The sequence below is a fragment of the Oceanicola sp. D3 genome, from assembly GCF_006351965.1.
Classification (GTDB): Bacteria; Pseudomonadota; Alphaproteobacteria; order Rhodobacterales; family Rhodobacteraceae; genus Vannielia.
Genome location: NZ_CP040932.1, coordinates 432687 through 456887, shown reverse-complemented (window position 1 = coordinate 456887; position 24201 = coordinate 432687). Strand labels below are relative to the sequence as shown.

At 64.1% G+C, this 24201-nt stretch carries 26 protein-coding genes; 4 read left to right on the top strand and 22 right to left on the bottom strand.

The window, feature by feature from the left end:
• Positions 1-10: 10 nt before the first annotated feature.
• The 11 genes from rpoB to FHY55_RS02275 all read right to left on the bottom strand — a co-directional run bounded on the left by rpoB (position 11) and on the right by FHY55_RS02275 (position 12447).
• Positions 11-4147 carry a DNA-directed RNA polymerase subunit beta gene (gene rpoB / locus FHY55_RS02325; protein WP_140012656.1) on the bottom strand — a complete coding sequence of 1379 codons (4137 nt, stop codon included), beginning with the start codon at positions 4145-4147 and terminating at the stop codon, positions 11-13.
• Between the two features lie 250 nt (positions 4148-4397).
• Positions 4398-4778, bottom strand: a complete 381-nt coding sequence (rplL, locus tag FHY55_RS02320) for a 50S ribosomal protein L7/L12 (protein WP_140012655.1) — start codon at positions 4776-4778, stop codon at positions 4398-4400.
• Positions 4779-4851: 73 nt separating this feature from the next.
• A complete protein-coding gene (gene rplJ, locus FHY55_RS02315; RefSeq protein ID WP_140012654.1) occupies positions 4852-5364 on the bottom strand; it encodes a 50S ribosomal protein L10 in 513 nt (170 codons plus the stop codon).
• 415 nt (positions 5365-5779) lie between these two features.
• Positions 5780-6286: a MarR family winged helix-turn-helix transcriptional regulator gene (locus FHY55_RS02310; protein ID WP_140012653.1), complete on the bottom strand. Its 507-nt coding sequence runs from the start codon at positions 6284-6286 to the stop codon at positions 5780-5782.
• 128 nt (positions 6287-6414) lie between these two features.
• On the bottom strand, positions 6415-6738 hold the full coding sequence (locus FHY55_RS02305; RefSeq protein WP_140012652.1) for a 2Fe-2S iron-sulfur cluster-binding protein: 324 nt from the start codon (positions 6736-6738) through the stop codon (positions 6415-6417).
• Between the two features lie 11 nt (positions 6739-6749).
• Positions 6750-7973, bottom strand: a complete 1224-nt coding sequence (locus FHY55_RS02300) for a cytochrome P450 (protein ID WP_140012651.1) — start codon at positions 7971-7973, stop codon at positions 6750-6752.
• Positions 7974-7984: 11 nt separating this feature from the next.
• Complete coding sequence (locus tag FHY55_RS02295) at positions 7985-8689, bottom strand: ABC transporter ATP-binding protein (protein WP_140012650.1); 705 nt, start codon at positions 8687-8689, stop codon at positions 7985-7987.
• Positions 8682-9431, bottom strand: a complete 750-nt coding sequence (locus tag FHY55_RS02290) for an ABC transporter ATP-binding protein (protein WP_140012649.1) — start codon at positions 9429-9431, stop codon at positions 8682-8684. Before FHY55_RS02290 ends, FHY55_RS02295 begins: the two co-directional genes overlap by 8 nt.
• The gene (locus FHY55_RS02285; protein WP_140012648.1) at positions 9418-10365 is read right to left on the bottom strand and encodes a branched-chain amino acid ABC transporter permease; all 948 of its coding nucleotides are present in this window, start codon (positions 10363-10365) and stop codon (positions 9418-9420) included. The genes FHY55_RS02290 and FHY55_RS02285 overlap by 14 nt, the downstream gene beginning before the upstream one ends.
• Complete coding sequence (locus tag FHY55_RS02280; protein ID WP_140012647.1) at positions 10362-11225, bottom strand: branched-chain amino acid ABC transporter permease; 864 nt, start codon at positions 11223-11225, stop codon at positions 10362-10364. Before FHY55_RS02280 ends, FHY55_RS02285 begins: the two co-directional genes overlap by 4 nt.
• A 55-nt stretch (positions 11226-11280) precedes the next feature.
• A complete protein-coding gene (locus tag FHY55_RS02275; RefSeq protein WP_140012646.1) occupies positions 11281-12447 on the bottom strand; it encodes an ABC transporter substrate-binding protein in 1167 nt (388 codons plus the stop codon).
• Between the two features lie 397 nt (positions 12448-12844).
• Between FHY55_RS02275 and FHY55_RS02270 the strand changes: the two genes are divergently transcribed.
• Positions 12845-13219: a hypothetical protein gene (locus tag FHY55_RS02270; protein ID WP_140012645.1), complete on the top strand. Its 375-nt coding sequence runs from the start codon at positions 12845-12847 to the stop codon at positions 13217-13219.
• A 70-nt stretch (positions 13220-13289) separates the two neighbouring features.
• On the opposite strand, the gene FHY55_RS02265 is transcribed toward FHY55_RS02270, so the two are convergent.
• From FHY55_RS02265 to rplK, 5 genes are all read right to left on the bottom strand, one after another.
• Positions 13290-13889 (bottom strand): SCO family protein, encoded by a 600-nt coding sequence (locus FHY55_RS02265; RefSeq protein WP_140012644.1) that lies wholly within the window; start codon positions 13887-13889, stop codon positions 13290-13292.
• Entirely contained in the window at positions 13889-14866 is a 978-nt protein-coding gene (locus FHY55_RS02260) for a DUF1775 domain-containing protein (RefSeq protein ID WP_254695399.1), read from the bottom strand. The genes FHY55_RS02265 and FHY55_RS02260 overlap by 1 nt, the downstream gene beginning before the upstream one ends.
• 87 nt (positions 14867-14953) lie before the next feature.
• On the bottom strand, positions 14954-15304 hold the full coding sequence (locus FHY55_RS02255) for a hypothetical protein (protein ID WP_140012642.1): 351 nt from the start codon (positions 15302-15304) through the stop codon (positions 14954-14956).
• 168 nt (positions 15305-15472) lie between these two features.
• Complete coding sequence (gene rplA / locus FHY55_RS02250) at positions 15473-16171, bottom strand: 50S ribosomal protein L1 (protein ID WP_140012641.1); 699 nt, start codon at positions 16169-16171, stop codon at positions 15473-15475.
• A 1-nt stretch (position 16172) separates the two neighbouring features.
• The gene (rplK, locus tag FHY55_RS02245) at positions 16173-16598 is read right to left on the bottom strand and encodes a 50S ribosomal protein L11 (RefSeq protein WP_140012640.1); all 426 of its coding nucleotides are present in this window, start codon (positions 16596-16598) and stop codon (positions 16173-16175) included.
• 401 nt (positions 16599-16999) lie between these two features.
• Here rplK and FHY55_RS02240 point away from each other — a divergent pair, with 401 nt between their 5' ends.
• On the top strand, positions 17000-17350 hold the full coding sequence (locus tag FHY55_RS02240; protein ID WP_140012639.1) for a hypothetical protein: 351 nt from the start codon (positions 17000-17002) through the stop codon (positions 17348-17350).
• 91 nt (positions 17351-17441) lie between these two features.
• On the opposite strand, the gene nusG is transcribed toward FHY55_RS02240, so the two are convergent.
• The 4 genes from nusG to FHY55_RS02220 all read right to left on the bottom strand — a co-directional run bounded on the left by nusG (position 17442) and on the right by FHY55_RS02220 (position 20506).
• The gene (gene nusG / locus FHY55_RS02235; RefSeq protein WP_140012638.1) at positions 17442-17975 is read right to left on the bottom strand and encodes a transcription termination/antitermination protein NusG; all 534 of its coding nucleotides are present in this window, start codon (positions 17973-17975) and stop codon (positions 17442-17444) included.
• Positions 17976-18174: 199 nt separating this feature from the next.
• Positions 18175-18372, bottom strand: a complete 198-nt coding sequence (gene secE, locus FHY55_RS02230) for a preprotein translocase subunit SecE (RefSeq protein WP_140012637.1) — start codon at positions 18370-18372, stop codon at positions 18175-18177.
• Positions 18373-18506: 134 nt separating this feature from the next.
• Positions 18507-19544, bottom strand: coding sequence for a YncE family protein (locus FHY55_RS02225; RefSeq protein ID WP_140012636.1), 1038 nt, complete (start codon positions 19542-19544; stop codon positions 18507-18509).
• A gap of 92 nt (positions 19545-19636) precedes the next feature.
• Entirely contained in the window at positions 19637-20506 is an 870-nt protein-coding gene (locus FHY55_RS02220; protein ID WP_168222913.1) for an AraC family transcriptional regulator, read from the bottom strand.
• A 174-nt stretch (positions 20507-20680) separates the two neighbouring features.
• On the opposite strand from FHY55_RS02220, the gene FHY55_RS02215 reads away from it, so the two are divergent.
• A complete protein-coding gene (locus tag FHY55_RS02215) occupies positions 20681-21442 on the top strand; it encodes an SDR family NAD(P)-dependent oxidoreductase (protein ID WP_140012634.1) in 762 nt (253 codons plus the stop codon).
• A 15-nt stretch (positions 21443-21457) separates the two neighbouring features.
• On the opposite strand, the gene FHY55_RS02210 is transcribed toward FHY55_RS02215, so the two are convergent.
• Entirely contained in the window at positions 21458-22507 is a 1050-nt protein-coding gene (locus tag FHY55_RS02210) for a phosphatase PAP2 family protein (protein ID WP_168222912.1), read from the bottom strand.
• Positions 22508-22581: 74 nt separating this feature from the next.
• Positions 22582-23568, bottom strand: a complete 987-nt coding sequence (locus tag FHY55_RS02205; protein ID WP_140012632.1) for a phosphatase PAP2 family protein — start codon at positions 23566-23568, stop codon at positions 22582-22584.
• Between the two features lie 152 nt (positions 23569-23720).
• On the opposite strand from FHY55_RS02205, the gene greA reads away from it, so the two are divergent.
• Positions 23721-24191 (top strand): transcription elongation factor GreA, encoded by a 471-nt coding sequence (gene greA, locus FHY55_RS02200; RefSeq protein WP_140012631.1) that lies wholly within the window; start codon positions 23721-23723, stop codon positions 24189-24191.
• The last annotated feature ends 10 nt before the right edge of the window (positions 24192-24201 follow it).

Sequence of the window (24201 nt, the reverse complement as noted above, 5' to 3'; positions counted from 1 at the left end):
GCCGAGGCCCTTATTCCTCGCCCTCCGCATCCAGGAGTTCCATGTTCAGGCCGAGGCCGCGGACTTCCTTGACGAGCACGTTGAAGCTCTCGGGAATGCCCGCCTCGAAGTTGTCCTCGCCCTTGACGATCGACTCATACACCTTGGTCCGGCCAGCCACGTCGTCCGACTTCACGGTCAGCATTTCCTGAAGGGTGTAGGCGGCGCCATAGGCTTCCAGAGCCCAGACTTCCATTTCCCCGAAACGCTGGCCACCGAACTGGGCCTTACCACCGAGCGGCTGCTGGGTAACAAGGCTGTAGGGGCCGGTCGAACGTGCGTGGATCTTGTCGTCCACAAGGTGGTGCAGCTTCAGCAGATACTTGATGCCCACGGTCACCGGGCGGGCAAACTGCTCGCCGGTGCGGCCATCAAACAGGATCGACTGGCCGCTTTCGCTGAAGCCTGCGCGGGTGAGCGCATCGTTCACGTCAGCTTCCTTGGCCCCGTCAAAGACCGGCGTGGCAATCGGCACACCGCGGGTCACATTGCCAGCAGTCTCGAGGATCATACCCTCGTCGAGCGACTGGATGTGCTCCTCATAGGCCTCTTCGCCATAGGCAATCTTCATCGCGTCGCGCACCGGGGTCAGGTCGCCGGAGCGGCGGTATTCGCCAAGCGCCTCGTCCACCTGAATGCCAAGCCCGCGAGAGGCCCAGCCCATGTGCGTTTCGAGAATCTGACCAACGTTCATCCGCGACGGCACGCCGAGCGGGTTGAGCACGAAGTCGACGGGAGTGCCGTCACCGAGGAAGGGCATGTCTTCCACGGGCACAACGCGGGAGATAACACCCTTGTTGCCGTGACGACCGGCCATCTTGTCGCCCGGCTGAAGCTTGCGCTTCACCGCGATGAAGACCTTGACCATCTTCATAACGCCCGGGGGCAGATCGTCGCCGCGGCGCACCTTCTCCACCTTGTCCTCGAAACGGGCATCGAGCACGCGCTTCTGCGCCTCGTATTGCGCGTTCAGAGCCTCGATGGCCTGCGCCTCATGCTCTTCGCCCACGGCAAGCTGCCACCACTGGCCGCGCGACAGGCTGTCGAGCAGCTCTTCGGTGACCTCCGACTTCGGCTTCACGCCTTTCGGGCCCTTGATCGCCATCTTGCCCAGGATCATGTCCTTCAGGCGGGCATAGATGTTGCGGTCGAGGATCGCGAGCTCGTCGTCCCGGTCACGTGCAAGGCGTTCCACCTCTTCACGCTCAATCTGAAGCGCCCGCTCGTCCTTCTCCACGCCGTGGCGGTTGAAGACGCGCACTTCCACGACCGTGCCGAAATCGCCCGGGGGCAGACGCAGCGAGGTGTCGCGCACGTCAGAGGCCTTTTCGCCGAAGATCGCGCGAAGCAGCTTCTCTTCCGGGGTCATCGGGCTTTCGCCCTTCGGGGTGATCTTGCCGACGAGAATGTCACCGGGGCCAACTTCGGCACCGATATACACGATCCCGGCTTCGTCGAGGTTGCGCAGGGCTTCCTCGCCGACGTTCGGGATGTCGCGGGTGATCTCTTCCGGGCCAAGCTTGGTGTCGCGCGCGGCCACTTCGAATTCTTCGATGTGGACCGAGGTAAACACGTCATCCTTGGCGATGCGCTCGGAGATGAGGATGGAGTCCTCGTAGTTGTAGCCGTTCCACGGCATGAAGGCGACGACGACGTTCTTGCCGAGGGCCAGTTCGCCCATGTCGGTCGAGGGACCGTCAGCGATAACCTCGCCCTTCACCACCGTGTCACCCACCTTCACCAGCGGACGCTGGTTGATGCAGGTGTTCTGGTTGGAACGCTGGAACTTGCGCAGACGGTAGATGTCCACGCCCGGATCGCCCGGCTCGAGGTCTTCGGTGGCGCGCACAACGATCCGCTGGGCATCAACCTGGTCGATGATCCCGCTGCGGAACGCCTGAATGGCGGCGCCGGAGTCGATGGCCACCTTGCGCTCGATCCCGGTGCCCACAAGCGGAGCTTCGGCCTGCAGCAGCGGCACGGCCTGCTTCTGCATGTTCGAGCCCATGAGGGCGCGGTTGGCGTCGTCGTTTTCGAGGAAGGGGATGAGCGAGGCGGCAACCGAAACCAGCTGTTTCGGCGACACGTCGATCAGGTCCACGTTCTCGTTGGGGGCCAGCGTGTATTCACCCGACTGGCGGGTATTGACCATGTCGTTGGTAAACTTGCCATCCTCGTCGAGGCTGGCGTTGGCCTGTGCAACCGTGTGGCGCATCTCTTCGGTGGCCGACATGTAATGCACTTCATCGGTCACCTTGCCGTTTTCGACGCGGCGATAGGGCGTTTCGATGAAGCCGTACTTGTTGACCCGCGCAAAGCTGGCGAGGTTGTTGATCAGGCCGATGTTCGGGCCTTCCGGCGTTTCAATCGGGCACATCCGGCCATAGTGGGTGGGGTGCACGTCGCGCACCTCAAAGCCGGCACGCTCACGGGTCAGGCCGCCCGGACCAAGCGCCGAAAGGCGACGCTTGTGGGAGACTTCCGAAAGCGGGTTGGTCTGGTCCATGAACTGCGACAGCTGGCTGGAGCCGAAGAACTCGCGCACCGCGGCAGCGGCAGGCTTGGCGTTGATCAGATCCTGCGGCATCACCGTGTCGATCTCGACAGAGCTCATGCGCTCCTTGATCGCCCGCTCCATGCGGAGCAGACCCACGCGATACTGGTTCTCCATCAGCTCGCCAACCGAGCGGACGCGGCGGTTGCCGAGGTGGTCGATGTCGTCCACCTCGCCCTTGCCGTCACGCAGCTCGACGAGGGCCTTGATGCAGGCCACGATGTCTTCCTTGCGCAGCGTGCGCTGGGTGTCTTCGGCATCGAGGTCGAGGCGCATGTTCATCTTCACGCGGCCCACGGCGCTGAGGTCGTAGCGCTCGCTGTCAAAGAACAGGCTGTCAAACAGGGTGCTGGCGGCTTCCACGGTGGGCGGCTCGCCGGGGCGCATGACGCGGTAGATGTCCATGAGCGCGGTGTCGCGGTTCATGTTCTTGTCGTTCGCCATGGTGTTGCGGATGTAGGCACCCACGTTCACGCCGTCGATGTCGAGCACCGGAATATCGGTGATGCCCGCGTCCACCAGCTCCTTCAGGGAGCCGCCAGTCACTTCACCGTCCTTGTCGGTTTCCCAAGTCAGCTCATCGCCGGCCTCGACGTAGATCGCGCCGGTTTCTTCGTTGATGATGTCCTTGGCGACAAACTTGCCAACGATGTGCTCGAAGGGGATCAGCAGATCGGTGATCTCACCCTCGTCGATGATCTTCTTCACCGCGCGGGGCGTCACCTTCTTGCCAGCTTCGGCAATCACTTCGCCGGTCTTGGCGTCGACAAGGTCATAGGCCGGGCGGGTGCCGCGCACGCGCTCGGGGAAGAACTTGGTGACCCAGCCCTTGTTCTTCTTCAGCTTGTAGCTGACCGTGTCGTAGTAGGCGTCCATGATCGCCTCCTGATCCAGCCCGAGGGCATAGAGCAGGGTGGTCACGGGCAGTTTGCGGCGACGGTCGATGCGCGCAAAGACGATGTCCTTGGCGTCAAACTCGAAGTCCAGCCAGGAGCCGCGATAGGGGATGATCCGGCAGGCGAAGAGCAGCTTGCCGCTGGCGTGGGTCTTGCCTTTGTCGTGGTCAAAGAACACGCCGGGCGAACGGTGCATCTGGGAAACGATCACACGCTCGGTGCCGTTCACCACGAAGGTGCCGTTGGGCGTCATCAGGGGCATGTCGCCCATGAACACGTCTTGTTCCTTGATGTCCTTCACCGACTTGGCGCCAGTGTCTTCGTCCACATCAAACACGATGAGGCGCAGCGTCACCTTCAGCGGGGCGCTGTAGGTCATGTCGCGCTGCTGGCACTCTTCGGTGTCGTACTTGGGCTTTTCCAGCTCGTACTTGACGAATTCAAGCACGGCGGTTTCGTTGAAATCCTTGATCGGGAAAACACCCTGAAACACGCCCATGATGCCATCACCATCGGTGGGCTCGGGCTGGTCGCCGGATTTCAGAAACAGGTCGTAGGAGCTTTTCTGAACCTCGATGAGGTTCGGCATCTCCAGAACTTCGCGGATTTTGCCGTAGTAACGGCGGAAACGTTTGTGGCCGAGGAGGGTCGTCGCCATCTGGTCTAGTACCTTTCGTCTGTCGCCGCGCGAGCTTCCGTCGGGGCACCGGAAGCGTGCGGCTCACGAATGAAGGGCGTCCGGGATCAATACCAGCCCACCGTCCCACCGGCAGGCACCCGATCCAATCGAACGCGCCTTGGAAAGAACCTCTCGCAGAGGCGCTTGCCGAGACGCATTCGGCTGGACCCGGATTTTGCCCGGATCCAGCCAATTCTCTATCGGGCCACCCGCGCGGGGCGGCGGCCGATTACTTGAGCTCCACCTCGGCGCCAGCTGCTTCCAGCTTGCCCTTGATGTCTTCGGCTTCGGCTTTGTCGACGCCTTCTTTGACGGCTTTGCCGCCAGCTTCGACCAGCTCTTTGGCCTCTTTCAGGCCCAGGCCGGTGATCGCGCGGACTTCCTTGATCACGTTGATCTTCTGGGCGCCAGCGGCCTTCAGGATCACGTCGAACTCGGATTTCTCTTCTTCCGCACCGCCAGCGTCGCCGCCAGCAGGACCAGCCATCATCACTGCGCCGCCAGCTGCGGGCTCGATGCCATACTCGTCTTTCAGGATGGTTTTCAGTTCTTGGGCTTCGAGAAGGGTCAGACCCACGATCTCTTCAGCAAGTTTTTTCAGATCAGCCATTTTTCGCTTTCCGTCTGTCTAGATGTGTTCCAACGCGAGGTAATCAACCCCTACGCGGCTCTCATTCGTTGCCTTACGCGGCCTTCTCTTCGATGGTCGAAAGGATGGACGCGATATTCGAGGCAGGTGCGCCAATGGCGCCGGCGATGTTGGAAGCAGGCGCACCGATGCAGCCCACGATGGAAGCAATGAGCTCCTCGCGAGACGGCATGGCGGCGACGGCTTTCACACCAGCGACGTCCAGAGCGTTCTCACCCATGGCACCACCGAGGATTTCGAGCTTGTCGTTATCCTTCGAGTAGGCCTGAATAACCTTGGCCGCAGCCACAGGATCTTCAGAGTAAGCAAGAACGGTCATACCCGTCAGAAGATCGGCGATGCTGGCGCAAGGCTTCCCTTCCAGGGCGATCTTGGCGAGCCTGTTCTTGGCGACACGTACGGACCCACCAGCTTCGCGCATCTGCGCGCGCAGGTCCTGCATCTCGGCAACCGTGAGACCCTCGTAGTGGGAGACCACAACGACGCCAGAGCTTTCGAAAATCTGGCCGAGTTCCTCGACCACTTTCTCTTTCTGGGCTCTATCCACAGTTTCACTCCAATTTGGGCAGGATCATTCCCGCCCGGCTCTTTTTTGCTGGCCGGGGCCAACACTCAGGTCCGTGTTACGGGGCTGAAACCAAGTTCGCCCGAGAGAAACCCCGCGGGAAAACATGTTCTGACCCGTCTCAGGCAGGAAATTAAGGGGTTCGGACGAACTCCACCCACCGTCTTGGACGAAACGCAAAACAGCGCACGACGAATCGCACGCTGGCTTGCAGGGGGCGGTTTAGTTGTTGCGCCCGCGAAGGGCAAGGCCGGAAGCCTCACGAGGCCGCGATTTTTGCTGTGAACGGGGGTGGCCCCACCCGCCAAACCGGCAGAACAACATCCGGCCCAGCGCTCCCTTGCCGCCGTTGGCACATGCCCTCGGCTCATTCGGCCCGGGCCAGCGGCCCCTGCCCTCACTTCGGGTCGATATTCGTTAGCATCTGGCGCATGACCCGCAGGAAAACATCCAAGTCGTTCGGGTCGATCCCGCCCACCAGCTCGTTTTCGCACCCAAGGGCCACGTCAAGGATCTGCGCATGCACCTTCAGGCCCAGATCAGACAGCCACCACACCCGCTTTCGCGGATCGCCCGAAGGCTGCTCATAGCGCAGATGCTCCATCTCAAGCAGCGTCTTGAGCGACCGGCTCACCGCCGCCTTGTCCATGCGGATCACGTCGCAAATCCGGCTGGCGGTGATCCCCGGCTCGATGTTGAGCATCGACAAAACCCGCCAGTCCGTCAGCCCAAGCCCAAAGTCGCGCCGGTAGATCGCAGAGGTCTTGCGGCCCCATGCGCTGCTCACCGCGTTGAGCAAGAACGGCGCATAGTGATCAATATCCAAAATCTCCGTCCCGTCGCGTTGACGGGTCGGATCATGGAGGCGTTGCTCCGGAACCTTGAGCTTGTCGGCGCGTGTCATGCAGCTGGCCCTTTCAATCGCTCACGGATAGCCAGAATCCCGGGCCTTGTCACGGGGGCGACCGGCGGCGGACGGGCGGGCGCGCGGGCCTGCAAACGCCCCGCGCCACCGGCGCCCGCCCCTGCCCGTCAAAACTGCTCTTCAGGGATATGCACCACCAACCCGTCCATCTCTTCGGTCAGCTTGACCTGACACGAAAGCCGCGAGGTGTCCTTCATCTCGGCCATGGCGCAATCCAGCATATCTTCCTCACTCTCCGAGCGCGGCTCGGCCTTTTCGGCCCAGGCCTCGTCGAGATAAACATGGCAGGTCGCGCAGGCCATCGAGCCGCCGCATTCGGCAACGATCCCGGGCACATTTGCGCCCACGGCAAGCTGCATCACGGAGTCGCCCGCCTTGCCCTCCACCACGGTTTCGCTGCCGTCGTGCTGCACGTAAGTTACCTTCACCATTCCTGTCTCCGTCAGTTCGCAATGAGTTTCAGCGGCAGCCGGTCGAGCGCGCGGATCGCGTTGTTGGGCCGCCACACGGCCTCGCCCGCCGGTTCGATCCGGGCCACCTTTTCGGCCATCACCGAAAGCAGCGCTTCCAGCTCGCCCCGCGCAATGTTCTGCCCGACGCAGCCGTGAATCCCGGCACCAAAGGCCATATGGCCCACCGGGCGCCGGTCGATCCGAAACGCCTCTGGATCGCCCCACTTTTCCGGGTCCATATTGGCCGCGCCCAGCACACAAAGCACCTTGGCCCCCTCGGGCACCGGATGGCCGGCGATCTGGGTATCCAGATTGGCGGTGCGCAGGAAGGTATGCACCGGCGAGGTGATCCGCAGCACCTCCTCAAACGCCGGGCGCGCGAGCGAGGGGTCGGCCCTGAGCGCCTCCCATTGGTCCGGGTTCTGTGAGAAGCACCAGAGCGCGTTGCCAATGCCGGTCACGGTGGTGTCGACCCCGGCCGACAGGAACGAGCGCACCAGCATCCCCGCCTCCTCCGGCGTGATCTCTCCGGCATCCGCCGCGCCATACACCAGCGCGCCCAGCCCGTCCTCCGTCAGCCGGTCGCGCGCGCAGGCGGCGTTGATCCACGCTGCCACCTCCGGCGCGCGGGCCATGGCGGCGCGGCGCAGCGCATTGTCCGGCCCCACCGCGTTGAAGACGATCGCCCCGTAATCCACCAGATGGCGCGGGTTCACATCGCGCATCCCCACGGCCCGCGGGAACACGGCGGTGGGGAAGGCCTCGGCGAGGTCCACCACCCCTTCGATCTCGCTGCGCTCCAGCATCGCATCGACGATGCGTTCCGCCTGCGCGCGGAAATCGTCCATCAGCCCGCGCACCACCTTGGGCGAAAGCGCCTTGGACATCACCCGCCGGGTCTTGGTGTGATCGGGCGGGTCCACCTCAAGGATGATCGAGGGCGGGCGCCACGGCTTTTCGAGCTTGAAATCGTTCAGCCCGATCCCGCGCGACGAAACAAAGTTTTCATGGTCCGAGAAGGTGGCCTTGGTCTCCTCGTAGCGGCCCACCGCCAGCACCTGATAGCGCGGGATATAGGCCATCGGCCCGGCCTCGCGCAGCGCCTCGTACCACGGGAACGGATCGGCCAGCACCTCCTCGGCGTAGGGGTCGATATCCAGCACCGGAATCGCGGCATCCGGGGTGAGCGGCTTATGACCTTCGATCAGTGTCATGCGCTGTCCTTTCAGTGGCTCATCGCAACGCCGATATGGCGTTCGAGGAGGTCAGAGTTCTTGAGGCTCTCGGCGGGGCCGTCATGCACGATGCCGCCGCCCGCCATCAGCAGGGCGCGGGAGGCAAAGCCCAGCGCCGCCTCCGCGTGCTGCTCCACCAGCACCACGGTGCGGCGGCCATCTGCGGCGATATCCTCGAACACCTGCATGAGCTGTTCGCAAATCACCGGGGCAAGGCCCTCCAGCGGCTCATCCAGCAGCAGGATCTCGGGGCCGGTCATCAACGTGCGGGCAATCGCCAGCATCTGCTGCTCACCGCCCGAAAGCTGTGCCCCGCCGTTGCGCCGCCGCTCCTTGAGCCGCGGAAACAGCGCATAGGCCTCGTCCAGCGTCGCCTCCCCGCTTTGCGCGGCCAGCAGGTTTTCCTCCACCGAGAGCGATTTGAAGATATCCCGCGTCTGCGGCACCAGCCCCACGCCCAGCGCGTTGCGGCGGTAGGGCGCGAGCGCGGTTACATCCTGCCCGTTCACCGCCACCGTGCCGCCATGCATCCGGGTGAGGCCCATGATGGTGGCCAGCAGCGTGGTTTTGCCCGCCCCGTTGCGCCCGATCACCGCCAGCCGCTCGCCGCGCGGCAGGGCAAGGCTGATGCCGTTGAGCACATGGGTCGGCCCGTAGCCGGCGGTCACATCGCTGAGGGTCAGCGCATCAGTCATGGCCGTGGCCTCCCAGATAAAGCTCGCGCACCTGCGCGTTGGCGGCAATCTCTTGCGGCGTGCCTTCGGTCAGGATGCGCCCCTGCACCAACACCACGATCTGCCGCGCCACCCGAAACACGAGGTCCATGTCATGCTCGATGATCAGCACCGCCAGATCGGCAGGCAGCGCCTCGATGGCCTGCACGATCAGGTGGCTCTCCGAAGAGGGCACCCCCGCCGCAGGCTCGTCGAGGATCAGCACCCGGGGCTTGAGCGCCAGCGTCAGCGCCAGCTCCACCAGCCGTTGCTGCCCATAGGCCAAGTCACCCACGCGCCGGTCGGCCAAGGCCTCCAGCGCAAACTGGTCGATCAGCCCCGCCACCTCGGCCTCGGTGTCGCCATCCCCATCCGCCCGGCGAAACAGCCGATAGCCCCGGCCCTGCCGCTCAAGGATGGGCAGCCGCAGGTTTTCGCGCACCGTGAGATCGCGAAATAAGGTGGTGATCTGAAAGGTCTTGGCGATCCCGCGCTTCACCCGCTGGGCCTCGTTCAGCTTGCCAATATCTACCCCGTCAAACCGGATCGTGCCCGAGGATGGCGGCAGGATGCCGGTCACGAGGTTGGAAAACGTGCTCTTGCCCGCCCCGTTCGGCCCGATCAGCGCCTTGCGGTCGCCCGGCTTGAGATCAAAGTCGATGTTTTCCGAAACCGTCAGCCCGCCAAAGCGTTTCGACAGCCCGCGCACCTCAAGACCCTGCATTTCGACCTCCCAGACGCTTCAGCGCCGTTGGCACGGCAATAATTCCGCGCGGCAGGAAGAAGACGACCGCCAGCACCAGTGCGCCGATGACAAAGAGCCAGTTGAACGGGTCGTTCGCCGCCGCCCAGTGGTGCACCCACATGAAAATGAGTGTGCCCAACACCGCGCCATAGAGCCGCCCGGTGCCGCCGAGGATCAGCATGATCAGCGCCTCGGCGGAGAGGGTGAAGGAAAAGGACTCGAGGCTCACAAGCTGCGTCACCTGCGCCGAAAGCGCGCCCGCAATCCCCGCAATCGCCCCGCCGATGGTATAGGCCGCAACCCGCCGCCAATAGACCGAGGTGCCAATCGCCGCCATCCGCTCGGGGCTTTCGTGGATGCCGCGCAGCGACAAGCCAAAGGGCGCACGGGTGAGCAACGTCAGGAAGGTGAACACCGCAGCGAGCACCGCCAGCGCATACCAAAAGCCGGTCTGCCCCACGAAGTCGAACTCGAACAGCCCCAGCACCGGCTCCATCCGAATGCCGCGCAGCCCATCGGCCCCGCCGGTCACGTCACGGGCCTTGTTGGCGATCTCATGGCAAATCGAGGCAACGGCGATGGTCAGCATGATCAGCGTCAGCCCATGCGTGCGCAGCACCACGAGGCCCGAGATAAAGGCCAGCGCCGCACCCGCAACACCCGCCACCACCAGCCCGGCCAGCGGATCGGCCCAGGCGTGAATGGCAAACAGCCCGGCGGCATAGGCTCCGGCGCCGTAAAACGCCGCCTGCCCTAGCGTAGCAATGCCCGCATAGCCGAGAACAAGGTCGAGGCTCAGCACCAGCACCGCCATGATAAGGATGCGCGTGAGGAAGGCGAGGTTATAGGGCAGCGCAAAATAGAGCACGACGGCGAGCGCCAGCAGCGCCAGAGGGGGGAGCCAGCTTTTCATGCCACCCTCCCCATCAGCCCGTTCGGGCGCAGCGCAAGCAGCAGGATCACCAGCGCGAAGAAGGCAATGGTGGCGAAGTCCGGCACCAGATAGCGCGCCGCGGTTTCCAGCAGGCCAAGCCCGATGGCCGCGGCAAAGCTGCCGGCAATCGAGCCCATGCCACCCACCGCAACCACGATCAGGAAAAGCACCATGTAGCGCAGCGGGTAATAGGCGTCGATCGGCAGGATCTCGGCCCCCAGCACACCGCCCAGCGCCGCAAGCCCCGCGCCAAGGCCAAAGGCCAGCATGAAGATCAGATCGGTGTTGATGCCATGGGCCGAAGCCGTGCCCCGATTGTCGACCGCCGCCCGCAGACGCATGCCAAAGCGCGTGCGCTCCAGCAGCGCCCAGAGCCCCAGCACAACCGCAGCCCCGGCAACGATCACCACCAGCCGATGCACCGGCAAGGTGCGAAAGCCGAGGTCCACACTGGCCTTCAGGCTCTCCGGCAGGGGGATCGACAGCAGGCTCGAGCCTTGCCAGAGGTTAACGCTCGCGATCATCAAAAAGGTCAGCCCGATGGTCGCCAGCACCTGTTGCAGATCGGTAAAGCCGTAGATCCGGCGGTAGATCACCCGCTCAAGCGGCAGCGAAAGCGCCACCGTGGCGGCCACCCCCAGCACGGCGGCGGGCCAGAACGGCAGGCCAAGGTCGGCAGCGAACCAATGGGCAAATGTGCCGCCCAGCAGCGCAAAGCCGCCATGGGCCAGGTTGACCACCCGCATCAGCCCCATGGTGACCGACAGGCCAACCGAGATCATGAAGAGGATCATCCCGTAGGCAACGCCGTCCACGAGTATGTTGAGAAGCAGGGTCATGTCATCTTTCCGCAGGATCGCCCCCGGGCCCGCACGCGCAGGCCCGGGGAGAAGATCACTTGTCCCAGCCGAGGTCGCCCACGGTGGCAATCACGCCGGTCTCCCGGTTCACCAGCTTGCCGCTCGCCTCGTCCCGCGCGACTTCGCGGATGTAGACATTCTGCACCAGCGTCCGGGCGTCCGGGTCCATCTTCACCGGGCCGCGCGGGCTCTCCCATTCAAGGGTCTTCGCAGCCTCCACGGCGGCGGGGCCATCGGTGCCAGCGGCGGCCACCATCTGGTAAATCAAATGCGTGCCGTCATAGGCCCCGACCGAGGCCCAGTTGGCGATGGCATCGGGGAACAGCTCGTTGAGCTTGGCCTGAAAGGCGCGGTTGGCCTCCGAGTCATGCGCGCCGGAGTAGTGATAGGCCGTGGTCAGCCCAATGGCCGCATCACCCAGCCCCTGCAGGTTCACCTCTTCGGTCTCCGCCGTCCCGAGAAACTTGATGCCCGCATCGGCAAGGCCGTTCTCGTTGTACGTTTTGGTGTAGGTAAAGGTGGGCGGGCCGCCGGGCAGGAAGGCAAACACCGCATCCGGTGCCTCGTCCCGCACGCGCTGGATGAAGGGGGTGAAATCGGTGGTGGAAAGCGGCATGCGGATCGCATCCACAACCTCGCCCCCCTTGGCCTCGAAGGCCGCCTTGAAGGCGTTCTCGGCGTCGATCCCGGGGCCATAATCCGTCACGGTCGTCGCCGCCGTGCGCATCCCTTGGTCATAGGCCCATTCCGCCAGCGGCGCAGACACCTGCCAAAGCGTGTAGCTGGTGCGCAGATAAAACGCGCTCTCGCGGTTGATCGAGGAGGTCGCAGCGTTGAAGATCACCGTCGGCGTCTCGCTCTGCTCGATCAGCGGCGCGACGGCCAGCGCGTTGGGGGTAAAGGTGAACCCGGCCAGATAATCCACCTGGTCACGGATCAGCAGCTCTTGCGCAAGGCTGCGCGACTGGTCCGGGTTCGGCCCGCCAACATCCTTGTAGATAAACTCGATCTCATGCTCGCCAGCGCTGGTGCCATGCTGGGCGACATAGGTTTCAACCGCTTCCTGATACTGCTTGCCGTAAATGGCGAAGGGCCCGGAGAAGGGGGCGATCACCCCAACCTTGATGGTGTCCGCAGAGGCGGCAACAGGCAAAGCGGTAGCGATCACGGCCGCGAGGGCCGCGTGAGTGGCGCGTTTCATGGATGTCCTCCCTAGAGTCCCGCATCCCTCCCTGGACGCGGAGTTGATGATTCAACTCACGCTAATCTACGGGCTTCACTTGATATGTCAACTGGAATGTTCCCAAGGCCCGCCGCGCCGCTCGGAGACAGGTCTTTAGGGCGGTAATTTTTGCTTTATTCGCAAGGCGGCAATGCCACGCCGCCCGCAGCCGCCCACAGAAACCAGCCCACAGGTATTCGCAGTTCCACGGCCCCGCGCCGGGCAAAAAGGCAGCCCTGCCCAACTCGCCCACCACCGCCCCTCACCGGCTCAGCGCCCGCCAAATCCCCAGCCGCCAGCCCTGCGTTACAGCAGAAAAACCGTGCTTTACCCAGGGTCATGGTGCAGGCTTGCAGAATTCAAGGAGACCCGCACCATGCCCATTTCACGCTACACACCCATTATCGCCCTCGCCGCCCTGTCCGCCTGCCTCAGCCTGCCGACCGTGCCACACACCCCCGGTGCCGTGGTGCAGCAAGCGCTCTCGGGTGCCAGCATCGTCGGTGCCTTGTCGGACGGCACATCCTATTGCGAGTTCCACGATCCCGGCGGGCTGGTGGTGGGGCGTGACACCGAGGTTTACGCCGGAAACTGGCGGATGAACGGGGATTCGATCTGCTACACCTACACCGGCGAAGCGCCGGACTGTCAATTTGTCCAGATCAACGGCACCCGCGCCGTCTTCGTGGATATGCTCGGCGGAACGACCCTCAGCCAAGGCAACATCGTGCCCGGCAACGTGTGCAGCTAAGGCGAAAGGTGGCGGCAAACACCGCCACCCGGGCCGCCTCAGCCCTCAAGTGTCCTGCTCATCGCAGCGCTCACATGTCCTGCACCCGCCGGATCTTGCCCATCGCACTCTCCAACTCCTCTTGGTAGCGGATCGGCTCAAAGAAGTTTCCCCGGTCGTCGAACAGCAGCACGAAGGCCGAGTGATCCATCGTGTAGCCACCGCCCTCCAGCGGGATTTTTGAGGCATAAACCCGGAAAGCCGCAATCGCCTTGTCGATCTCCTCGCGCGCGCCCGAAACACCCACAACACCGGGCACCCAAGACACGTAATCCCCGATCACCTCCACCGTATCCCGCTCCGGGTCGACCGTCACGAAATAGCTGCGCAACGCATCGCGTCCCTCCTCGGCCAGCTCCGCCTGCCAAAGGTCGATATCGCCCAGCGTCGTCGGGCAAACCTCGGGGCAATGGGCAAAGCCAAAGAACACCGCGGTCGGCGCACCGCGAAGCGTCTCCTCGGTGAAGGCCGCGCCATCGGTGCCCTCCAGCACATAGTCGCCATGCCCAAGGTCAATCGCAGCCTCCTCGGTCATCGTCGGGGCCAGAACGGCAAACCAACCAACCGCAAGGAGGGCCAGCAAAGCCAGCCCCCCCGCGACGGTCAGCGCTACTTTTTGCGCTGGTGCCATCAGTTGCCCCCATGCCCGGCATGATCACCGTGCCCGCCATGGCCGCCGCTGCCGCCGATCTCGTCACGCGGCTTCACCGGAAAGGTCACAGCAACCTCGCCCGCCTTTTCGAAGACCAGCACCACCTCAGCCTCTTCCCCGGCCACCATCGGCCCGGCAAGCTCCATAAACATGATGTGGTAACCCCCCGGCTCCAGCGCCACCGTCTCCCCTGCCGGGATCGGCAAACCATCGGCCAGCTGGCGCATCTTCATCACGTCGCCCTCCATGGCCATCTCGTGCACCTCCATGCGCCCGGCGGCCTCGGAGCGTGCGCCAATCAGCACATCGTCCACGTTCCCGGTGTTGGTGATGGTCATGAAACCCCCGGCCACCGGCTGGTTCGGCAGGGTCGCGGCAGCGGCGGGCGCGGTGATCTCCAGCGCGCCCAGTGTCACCTTCTCGGCCGCGCCATGCGCGTGGCCATGCCCGCCATCCCCGGCCACAAGCGTCAGCTTGGGCGCGGGCCCGCTTACATCATGCGAACCGCTGGTATCGGTCCACTCAGCGGTGCCATTGGCGCAGGTCTGCACCGCCGGGAAGAACAAAACCTCCCCCGCCTCCATCTGCGGCCCCACCGCGCCGCGCAGGGTGAACTCGTCATAAAAGGCATCCGGCAGATCGCCGCCGCTCCACGTCACCGCCCGAACGCCTTCGGTCATCTCGGTGCCGTGGTTGTCATAGGGCGTTTCATAAGCCCCCGTCTCAACCTCCAGCGCCCAGCCCGCCTTGGGCATCGGCTTCACCGCATAAAACCCCTCGGGGATCTCAACCCGCACCGTATGCGTCGCCTCCCCATCGCAGCCGTGGGGCACGCGCAGGGTGATCTTGGTCGTTGCGCCAATGGCCGCCTCCTTCTGCTCCAGCGTGGCATGGGCATCGGCGGCACCCGCCGCGAGGCACAGGGCGAATGCAGCCCTGATCGTGTGATTGAACATATCTGTCTCCATGAGAATCCGGGCGCAGGACCATCCCGCACCGCACATGCTGGCAGGCCCCAATGGCCCACCGATCTGTTGGAAATCTCAGGCCCGCGGCGGCCCGCGGGTGGAAACGTGGTCAGAAATATGCTGCGGCCCGCGCAGCAAATCGGCCCCGCGCTGCTCGGGGATCACCCGAACAAGGCGCTCAGCGGCATCGGGCGCAGCAAGGCGCGGCGCCTCGGGCAGCTTGTGACAGAACGGGCAGTGATAGGCAGAGGCGGCACCGGGCGTGCCGCACAGATCTTCCACCGAAAAGCCCAGCGCCCGCAGCTCGGCGGCCTCCACGGCCTCTTCCGAGGGCGGCCCCATATGATGCGCTGAAACGGCCCCCATCACCGCCAGCATAAGCGCGGCGGCAAAGGCGATCAGCGTCTGGCGCAACTCACGAACCATGCGGGCTGAATGCCGCACGCCGACTCCGATGAAAAGCGCCAAGAATGCCGCAGGCTTGCGGGACGGCGGGTGGGGCGATGCCGCTTGCGGCGAGCGTCACCCATCGTCCCAACGAAAAAGGGCGAGCCAACCGGCCCGCCCCTCTCAAATCTCTGTCGCTGTCCGGGCTCAGTTGCCCAGCGCGTTGTCCACTTCGATGGTCACGCCCGGGCCCATGGTCGAAGAAATCGCGATCTTCGTCATGTAGGTGCCCTTCGCGCCGGTCGGCTTGGCCTTGGAGACGGCGTCCACAAAGGCGCGCACGTTTTCCACCAGCTTGGCTTCGTCGAAAGAGGCCTTGCCGATCCCGGCATGCACAACACCGGCCTTCTCGGCCTTGAACTGCACTTCACCGCCCTTGGCAGCTTCCACGGCTTCCTTGACGTCCATCGTCACCGTGCCGACCTTGGGGTTCGGCATCAGGTTACGCGGGCCGAGCACTTTGCCGAGACGGCCGACGATCGGCATCATGTCGGGCGTGGCGATGCAGCGATCGAAGTCGATCTTGCCGCCCTGCACGGTTTCCATCAGGTCTTCCGCGCCAACCACGTCGGCGCCAGCGGCCTTGGCCTCATCAGCCTTCTCGCCACGGGCGAACACGGCCACGCGAACCTCTTTGCCGGTGCCGTTGGGCAGGGCAACCTTGCCGCGCACCATCTGGTCGGCGTGGCGCGGGTCGACGCCGAGGTTCATCGCGATTTCGACGGTCTCGTCGAACTTCGCATTGGCGTTGTTCTTCACCAGGGCCACGGCCTCTTCCACGGTGACGTTCAGCTTGCCTTCAAAGGCTTCGCGAGCGGCGCGGGTACGTTTTCCGATTTTTGCCATCTTACTTCACCTCGATGCCCATGGAGTTCGCGGACCCGACGATGATCTTCATCGCGGCCTCGATATCGGTCGCGTTCAGATCTTTCATCTTGGCTTCGGCAATCTCGCGCACCTGCTTCACGGTGACAGAGCCAACCGTCTGGCGCGACGGGGTGTTGGCCCCGGATTTCACCTTGGCCGCCTTCTTCAGATAGTAAGACGCGGGGGGCGTCTTGATATCCATCGAGAACGACTTGTCCTGGTAGTAGGTGATCACGGTCGGGCAGGGCGCACCCGGCTCCATCTCCTGCGTCTTGGCGTTGAACGCCTTGCAGAATTCCATGATGTTGATGCCGCGCTGACCCAGCGCCGGACCAACCGGCGGAGAGGGGTTCGCTTGTCCGGCGGGCACCTGAAGCTTCATGGTGCCAGCTACTTTCTTGGCCATCTCTGGCTCTCCTTTCTCAACGGCGACGAAACGCGTTTCGCGGCCTTTATGTTGACGTGGTCTGGCTTGGCACCCGCGAGCGCCGCCCCTCCCACGCGATTCGGCCCCGCCATGCGGACGGGGGACGAAGGAAGCCGCGTCATAGGAGCATTTGCGCCCTGCGTCAAACCCCTGTTGTCGCCTTTGCGCCCTTTGTCGCAACGAGCAAAGCCCCTGGGCGCGCGCCAAAGCCGCCGCAGGCCCTGCACTGGCCCTGCACCGGCCCGCAGGCCTCCACCCGCCCCGTTTTTGCCGCCACGTCACCCACGCCAGCCCGCCAATCGCCCCAATCGCGCCGCGATCTCGCCACCAGCGGCGGTGAAAACGGTTAACAGGGGATAGACGAATGTGGAGAAACCACGATGATGATGCAGGATCACAAGAGCTTCGCAGCCACGCCAGAACAGTGGCTGGCGGTCAGCTACCGGCTCGATGACATTCGCCACGCCACACCCGGCCGCACCACGCCGCGCGAGTTCTGCGAAGAGGCCGCGGTGCTGATCGAGGCCTCGCTGGCGATGGCCGAGCTTGGCTGCTCAACCGGCACGCGCGAAATGCCCGCGGGCGAAAGCAGCGGCGCCCTCTGGATCGGCTTTTCCGTGGCTAATGCCGATGTGGCCGAAGCCGTGATCCGCGAGGCCCTCACCGGCACCAGCTACAGCGGCTTTGCCGCGATCTCGCGGTCGCACCCGTCCTACGATCAGGCCGCCTAGCACCGCACCGCGCCTGACATGAACGCAAAAGGCCGCCCCAACCGGAGCGGCCTCACGCTGCGTCTGGCGGGCACCCGGCCCGCCAATCCGCTCAAACCTGCTTGGTCACCTGAGTAAACTCCAGCTCCACCGGCGTGGCGCGGCCAAAGATCGACACTGTCACCTTCAGGCGCTGGCCCTCGTCGTCGACCTCCTCCACGTTGCCGCTGAAGCCCTCAAACGGCCCGTCGGTCACGTTCACGTTCTCGCCCACCTCGAAGGTGATCAGGCTGCGCGGCGCGGCCTCACCCTCTTCAACGCGGCCAAGGATCGCCTCAACCTCGGAGTCCCGCATCGGCATCGGGCGGCCCTGCGGCCCCAGAAAGCCGGTGACCCGGTTGATCGAGGTGATCAGGTGATAGCCCGCATCGCTCATGTCCATCCGCACCAGCACGTAGCCGGGCATGAACCGCCGCTCTGCAGTCACCTTCTTGCCCCGGCGCACCTCGATGACCTCTTCGGTCGGCACCAGAACCTCTTCGATCTCCTCGGTCAGCCCATTGGCCTCCGCATCCGTCCGGATCTGCTCGGCCACCTTCTTCTCGAAGTTGGAGAGCACCGCCACCGAATACCACCGTTTCGCCATGTCAAACCTGCTTGCTGTGGCCCCAGACCGGGGCGCCTAAATCCTGCTCCCCGATAAAAAACGGGCGCGCCGTCGATTCGGGCGCGCCATGTTTTCGGGGATTGAAAGCGGGATAAACCGATGGGCGGGTGATTTCAAGTAGGGTGGGCAATCTGCCCACCATCACGCGCCGTGCGGTGGGTAAAACCCACCAGAGGCGTCAGCCGAACATGCCCAGAATTTGCGTCAGCCCGGTGCGGATCAGCCAGTCGACGAGGAAGAAGAACGCGCCGGTGAGCATCGCCATGATGAACACCATCACCGTGGTCAGCACCACTTCGCGGCGGGTCGGCCAAACGACCTTGCCCACCTCGGTGCGGACCTGCTGGATGAACTGAAGCGGATTGGCGCTGGCCATGGGGGTGCTCTTTCCTCGGGTTCGTTCCGAGGGCACTTACGGGCTTCCTGCGGCGATTTCAAGGCCGGCGGTGCCGCCAGCCCCAAAGCGTGCCGTAGGGTGGGCAATCTGCCCACCGCCCGATCCGGCCAGCCTCAATACACCGGATAGGCCGTGGCCGTGCCCGCCGCCCGGTCGATCACTACAATCCGCCAGCCATCCGTCACCGCCAGCACCTTGCCATCGGGAAGGTACTCAAAGCCCTGGGTCTTCTCGAACCAGCCGGGCAGGTCTTCCACCCCCAGCGTCAGCGGCGCGCCGCCCGTCACCGGGATGAAGCTCACTTTGCCGCCATCGCCCGCCACCATCTCCGAGCCGTCCGGGCTGATCTCGACATAATCGCCATTGGTGCGCTGCAAATCGAGCATCGTCACCTCGCCGTCGGCCCCCAGCACCATCGGGTCGCTGCCCGGCTTGAGGTAGAAAACCTGCTCGCCCACCGCCCGGATATCGTCGAAGTTCGAAGCGCTGTACCAGCTTGGCAGCGCCTCGGTGGTGCCGGCCTCAAGGTCGATCTTCAGCAGCGACGACACATAGCCATCGTGCTTTTTGCGAAAGATCTCCTTTTCCAGCCCCTTCACATCATCGCCGGGCTTTTCCTTGGTCTCATCCTCGGTCTTCTGTTGCCGGGTGATCGCCAGAAGGGTGGTGCCATCGTCGCTCAACCCGGCGCTCTCGATCGCCAGCGGCTCGGGCGTGGTCACCGTCTTCACCTGCCCGCCGGTGGCCGCGTCGATCACTGCAATCTCGCTGCCGCCCGAAACGCCCTTCCAGATCACGATCCGCTGCGCCTCGGGCCGAAAGGCCATGTCGCGCACCCGCTGGATCTCCCATTTCTTGCTCATGTCCGCTGCGGCATAGGCGGTGAGCAGGTCATCGCTGTCGAGCACGTAGACAAGGCTGCCATCGGCAGAATGGTCGATCCACACCGGCATGGTCGGGCTCCAGATCCGGTCTTTCACCTCCATCGTCGCGGTGTCGATCATATAGATCACCCGGTTGTCGCCCCCGGCCAGCAGGGTGGTGCCGTCAGGGCTGAGGGAAAAGCCGCCAAGGCCGCCGGTGGGCAGGTTGGCGGCAGCGGGCAGGGCAAGGGATGCGGATAGGGCAATGGCAGCGGCAATGCGCTTCATGAGAATGACTCCGGTTCAATGACTTATTTCAACGGAATCTACGCTGGCAGGCCCTTTCCGCTCGGTCAAGTCCCGGGGTCAAGCCCGGCGGCTCAAACCCGGGCGACCGCGCGCTGCATCCGGCTGGGCGGCGCGCCAAACATCCGGCTAAACTCGCGGCTGAACTGCGTCGGGCTCTCATAGCCCACCGCAAAGGCGGCCTGGCTCACGCTCTTGCCATCCGCCTCGATCAGCCGCCGCGCTTCAACCAACCGGAGCCGTTTTTGAAATTGCAGCGGCGTGGTGCCGGTCATCGCCTTGAAGTGGTCGTGGAAGGTCGAGGCCGACATGCCCGCAAGCCGCGCCAGCGCGGCAACCCGCAGCGGCGCGTCATAGCTGCGGCGGATCTCGGCGGTGGCGCGGGCAATGCGGGAGGCATGGCTGTCGCGCCGGGCAAGCGCCGCCAGCGCAGGCCCGTGCGACGAGTTCAGCAGCCAAAAGTGCAGCTCCCGCCGGATCAGCGGGGCAAGCTGGTCAATCGCGGCGGGCGTGTCCTTCAGCCGGTAGAGCCGCGTCAGCCCGTCCATCAGCGCCGCATCCGCCACGCCTTGGCTCACCGCCTCCGGCCTTTCGTCGCTCGGCTTGTTCATCTCGGCGGCCAGCTCGGTCAGCATCCCCACGTCAATCTGCAGCGCCAGCGAAAGGTAGGGCGCCTCCAGCACCCGTGCCCGCGTGGGTAAATCGCAGGTCACCACCGAGCTTTGCCCGGCCCGGAAGATATAGGGCACCTCCCCCGACCACACTTCCTTTGCCCCCTGCAGCACCACACACAGGACCGGCTGATAAACCACCGGCTCCAGCTCCGTCACCCGCCCGCAGCGCATCAGCAACAGCCCCGGCACCCCGCTCTCCAGCGGCATATTCCCGTCCCCAACCCGGTCGGCATGGTCATTCAGGGCAGCAATCAGGGCGCGATGATCCATCGGCAGAGCTCCTTGCGAGGTCTCCAGAAAGATGCAGCACGCGCAGCAGCTTTCAACAGGGCCCGGCGGCGGGTTTCGGAGGTTCAGGCAGGTTCGGCGGAGAATACGGCAGGCCCAAGCGGTGCGAGCGGCCCAATTCCGCAGTATCGCAACCCCAGAGGAGGCAACACCAAGATGCAAACCCAATCCCCCATCGCCCTCATCACCGGCGGCAGCCGCGGCCTTGGCCGCGCCATGGCCACCCATCTTGCGCAAAGCGGGGTCACGCCGATCATCACCTACCACTCCAACACCACGGCTGCCGAGGAGGTGGTGGCCGAAGCCCGCGCCGCCGGGGTGGAGGCCGCCGCGCTGCAGCTCAACACCGAAGACACCGCCAGCTTTGCCGCCTTTGCTGAGGCCCTGCCGAACACGCTCGCCACCCTCGGCGGCACCCGGCTCGACATTCTGGTGAACAACGCGGGCTACGGTGCCCACACCCCGATTGGCGAAACTTCCGAGGCCGATTTCGATGCGATGATGCAGGTGCACGTCAAAGGCCCCTACTTCCTCACCCAGTCGCTGCTGCCCCTGCTCGCCGATGGCGCGCGTGTGCTCAACGTCTCTTCCGGGCTCACCCGCTTTTCCTTCCCCGGCATGGCGGCCTATTCCATGGCCAAGGGCGCGGTCGAGGTGATGACCCGCTACATGGCCCTTGAACTCGGCGCGCGCGGCATCGCCGTCAACACGCTGGCTCCCGGCGCGATCGAAACCGACTTCGGCGGCGGCATGGTGCGTGATGATCCCGAGATGAAGGCGCGCATCTCCGAGATGTCCGCCATGGGCCGCCCCGGCCTGCCCGAAGATATCGGCACCGCCGTCGCGGCCCTGCTGGCAGGCCCGAGCAACTGGATCACCGGCCAGCGCATCGAAGCCTCCGGCGGCACGCTGCTCTAACCCTTCGGTGGGAAGTTACTCGGCCGGGGCGAGCGCTCCGGCCGGGCTTTCGGCGCGGGCAGAGCGGGCGGCGGCATGCCACTTCAGGGCCGCCCAGAGCGCGCCGATCACCAGTATCGAGGCATAGCCATCCACCGCGTAGTGGTAGCCGGTGTAGACCGATAGAAACAGCACAAGCGCGAGGTATCCAAAGCCCGGCAGCGCCAGCCAACGGCTGCGTTCGGCAAGATAGAACGCCGCCACAGAAGCCACGGCCACATGCACGCTGGGAAAGGCCGAAATACCCGAGCCGATGGACTCGGCCCCCTGTGAATACAGCCTCCACAGCGCGTCCTGCGTCATTCCGATGGTGGTCTGCTGAATACCGCCATCGTTCAGCACGGCAATCAGCCCGGCAAAGCGCTCGCCGCCCAGCAGCCGGTCATAAAAGATCGGCCCGACGGAGAGGCCCCCAAAGGCCACCACGTTGCCCAGCAGCACCCACGCCGAAAGAAACAGGATCATGAACCGCTTCACCCGCGCCCGGTCACTGTCGACCACCACGAGGATCACCGGAAACAGAAGCGCCCAAACGCCCCACAAAGTCGTGTAGGCAAGAAATAGCTTTTGCCCCTCACCCATCCCGATCAGGCCATGCGCCCAAACCCACGGGTCCACCCCGTGCAGGGCGAGGTCCAGATCGGCAAAGAACGGGTCAGCGTAAAAGGGCATCAGCATCGGCAGGGAGCCCTTCATCATGGTGAAGCCCGATTGCATGATCACGCAGGCTGCAAACACCTTCAGTAGCGCCCCGCCGCGCAGCTTGATCCGTTGCCATCCGATAACGATGAAGAGCACAATAAGAACCGGGAACACGCCCAGCAGCACATCGCGGATAAAGAAGAAAAAGTTGATCCCCCCGCCCATCGCCGGAACGGCCACGGCGTTCAGGCCAACAAGGCTGCCGACAAGGATCGAGGCAGCGATGAAATAGAGAAGGGCGAAGCGCAGAAACCATGAAACTTCATGGGCGTGAAAGGGCTGGTCCGCCCCCCTGCGCAGATGTGCAATCGCATTGCCAAACATGGCCCAAAACCCCTCGATAGCCCCAGTCACCCGTAGTGCGGGCGTCCGTTTCGGGGCCCTTGGTGCCATCGCAATCAGATGGTTTCGGGGCTGAAATCCGCCATTTCCGGGGCAGCTTTCGCCGATTGTCGACGCTTCGCCCAGGCCCATGTGGCGACGATCACCGCAATGGAAACATAGCCATCCACCGCATAGTGCCAGCCCAGATGCACCGACAGAAACTGGAAGGCCGCAACCACCGCCAAAGCCAGCGGGGCGAGCCAGCGGGCGCGTTCGTAAAGGTAAAGCGAGACAACACAGGCCATGCCCACATGCACGCTGGGGAAGGCCGAAATACCCGAGCCCACGCCCTGCGTGCCGCTCTCATAAACGCTCCACAGAAAGTCCTGCACCCCACCCACCGTGCTGTCACTGATGCCACTGGCCTCCAGCGCCGCGATCAGCCCGGCAAACCGCTCGCCCCCAAGCAGGCGGTCATAAAAGATCGGCCCGGCCGACATGCCGCCCAGCGCCAGCACCGATCCGAGCAGCGCCCAGCCCACGCAATAGAGCAGCAAAAACCGGCCCACACGCGCGCGATCGCCATCAAAGAGAACAAGGATCACAGGCAGATACATCGCCGGCACCAGCCAGATTCCCATATAAAGCGCCATCGCCGCGCCGGGCGGAATCCAGCTGCCCACGGCATGGGTCAGCACGTAGGGATCAACGCCAAAGTGCAGCAGCCGGTCAATCTCGGCCAGCGGTGGGTCGGCCCAGAAGGGCAGGGCATAGGGCAGGCTGGTCTTGACCATGGTGAAGGTGAGGAAAAACAGGTTGCAGGCCATCAGCACCACAAAGGCACGCGGAATACGGCTCACCAGCTCGCCCTTCGGCAGCACGAAGAAGAGCGCCACGAAGGCGAGGATGAGCCACCACGCCTTCTGCACGAAAAAGATGGCCGATGTCGGCAGCGATGCGCCGAGGTCGAGGATCAGGGCAACCGGATCGTCCCGCACCAAAACCACAAACGCCACCCCCGCAAGGAAGTAGAATGCCACGAATCTCAGGAAGTTGCGCATGAACCGCCCGCCTGCTGCTGCCTCTATCGGACCACGTCCGTTTTCCGCCACCCTAGCCCCGCAACCCTTTCCGGACTATTGACTTTCCCTTCCCCGATTGAGTTAACAGCCGAAGTGTTGCCCTTTCTCCCAGTGAAAGATCCGCCGCGAAAATGGATAAGATACCGATGACCCGCGCGGGCCATACCGCGCTCGATACCGAATTGAAGCAGCTCAAAAGCGTTGAGCGCCCCGCAATCATCAAGGCGATCGCGGAAGCCCGCGAGCATGGCGATCTGTCGGAGAATGCCGAGTATCATTCCGCCAAGGAAAAGCAGAGCTTCATCGAGGGCCGGATCAAGGAGATCGAGGGCGTGCTCTCGCTCTCCGATGTGATCGACCCGGCGCGGCTTTCCGGCTCGATCAAGTTCGGCGCCACCGTGACCGTGGCCGATGAAGACACCGACGAAGAGAAGACCTGGCAGATCGTTGGCGAGCACGAGGCCGACATCGAGCGCGGGCTGCTCAACATCAAGTCGCCCATCGCGCGGGCGCTGATCGGCAAGGATGAGGGCGATAGCGTCGAAGTGCGCACACCCGGCGGCGACAAGAGCTACGAAGTTCTGAGCATCAAATACATCTGACAGGAGCTTG

What these genes read in the sequence shown, in the direction of transcription:
- FHY55_RS02215 (WP_140012634.1), top strand. Translation starts at nt 20,681, where the DNA reads ATGCAAACCCAATCCCCCATCGCCCTCATCACCGGCGGCAGCCGCGGC.
- nusG (WP_140012638.1), bottom strand. Translation starts at nt 17,975, where the DNA reads ATGGCGAAACGGTGGTATTCGGTGGCGGTGCTCTCCAACTTCGAGAAG.
- greA (WP_140012631.1), top strand. Translation starts at nt 23,721, where the DNA reads ATGGATAAGATACCGATGACCCGCGCGGGCCATACCGCGCTCGATACC.
- FHY55_RS02295 (WP_140012650.1), bottom strand. Translation starts at nt 8,689, where the DNA reads ATGACTGATGCGCTGACCCTCAGCGATGTGACCGCCGGCTACGGGCCG.
- FHY55_RS02225 (WP_140012636.1), bottom strand. Translation starts at nt 19,544, where the DNA reads ATGAAGCGCATTGCCGCTGCCATTGCCCTATCCGCATCCCTTGCCCTG.
- FHY55_RS02280 (WP_140012647.1), bottom strand. Translation starts at nt 11,225, where the DNA reads ATGACCCTGCTTCTCAACATACTCGTGGACGGCGTTGCCTACGGGATG.
- rplL (WP_140012655.1), bottom strand. Translation starts at nt 4,778, where the DNA reads ATGGCTGATCTGAAAAAACTTGCTGAAGAGATCGTGGGTCTGACCCTT.
- rpoB (WP_140012656.1), bottom strand. Translation starts at nt 4,147, where the DNA reads ATGGCGACGACCCTCCTCGGCCACAAACGTTTCCGCCGTTACTACGGC.
- FHY55_RS02205 (WP_140012632.1), bottom strand. Translation starts at nt 23,568, where the DNA reads ATGCGCAACTTCCTGAGATTCGTGGCATTCTACTTCCTTGCGGGGGTG.
- rplK (WP_140012640.1), bottom strand. Translation starts at nt 16,598, where the DNA reads ATGGCCAAGAAAGTAGCTGGCACCATGAAGCTTCAGGTGCCCGCCGGA.
- FHY55_RS02290 (WP_140012649.1), bottom strand. Translation starts at nt 9,431, where the DNA reads ATGCAGGGTCTTGAGGTGCGCGGGCTGTCGAAACGCTTTGGCGGGCTG.
- FHY55_RS02220 (WP_168222913.1), bottom strand. Translation starts at nt 20,506, where the DNA reads ATGGATCATCGCGCCCTGATTGCTGCCCTGAATGACCATGCCGACCGG.
- FHY55_RS02210 (WP_168222912.1), bottom strand. Translation starts at nt 22,507, where the DNA reads ATGTTTGGCAATGCGATTGCACATCTGCGCAGGGGGGCGGACCAGCCC.
- secE (WP_140012637.1), bottom strand. Translation starts at nt 18,372, where the DNA reads ATGGCCAGCGCCAATCCGCTTCAGTTCATCCAGCAGGTCCGCACCGAG.
- FHY55_RS02255 (WP_140012642.1), bottom strand. Translation starts at nt 15,304, where the DNA reads ATGGTTCGTGAGTTGCGCCAGACGCTGATCGCCTTTGCCGCCGCGCTT.
- FHY55_RS02285 (WP_140012648.1), bottom strand. Translation starts at nt 10,365, where the DNA reads ATGAAAAGCTGGCTCCCCCCTCTGGCGCTGCTGGCGCTCGCCGTCGTG.
- FHY55_RS02275 (WP_140012646.1), bottom strand. Translation starts at nt 12,447, where the DNA reads ATGAAACGCGCCACTCACGCGGCCCTCGCGGCCGTGATCGCTACCGCT.
- FHY55_RS02305 (WP_140012652.1), bottom strand. Translation starts at nt 6,738, where the DNA reads ATGGTGAAGGTAACTTACGTGCAGCACGACGGCAGCGAAACCGTGGTG.
- FHY55_RS02300 (WP_140012651.1), bottom strand. Translation starts at nt 7,973, where the DNA reads ATGACACTGATCGAAGGTCATAAGCCGCTCACCCCGGATGCCGCGATT.
- FHY55_RS02240 (WP_140012639.1), top strand. Translation starts at nt 17,000, where the DNA reads ATGATGATGCAGGATCACAAGAGCTTCGCAGCCACGCCAGAACAGTGG.
- FHY55_RS02310 (WP_140012653.1), bottom strand. Translation starts at nt 6,286, where the DNA reads ATGACACGCGCCGACAAGCTCAAGGTTCCGGAGCAACGCCTCCATGAT.
- rplA (WP_140012641.1), bottom strand. Translation starts at nt 16,171, where the DNA reads ATGGCAAAAATCGGAAAACGTACCCGCGCCGCTCGCGAAGCCTTTGAA.
- FHY55_RS02260 (WP_254695399.1), bottom strand. Translation starts at nt 14,866, where the DNA reads ATGTTCAATCACACGATCAGGGCTGCATTCGCCCTGTGCCTCGCGGCG.
- FHY55_RS02265 (WP_140012644.1), bottom strand. Translation starts at nt 13,889, where the DNA reads ATGGCACCAGCGCAAAAAGTAGCGCTGACCGTCGCGGGGGGGCTGGCT.
- FHY55_RS02270 (WP_140012645.1), top strand. Translation starts at nt 12,845, where the DNA reads ATGCCCATTTCACGCTACACACCCATTATCGCCCTCGCCGCCCTGTCC.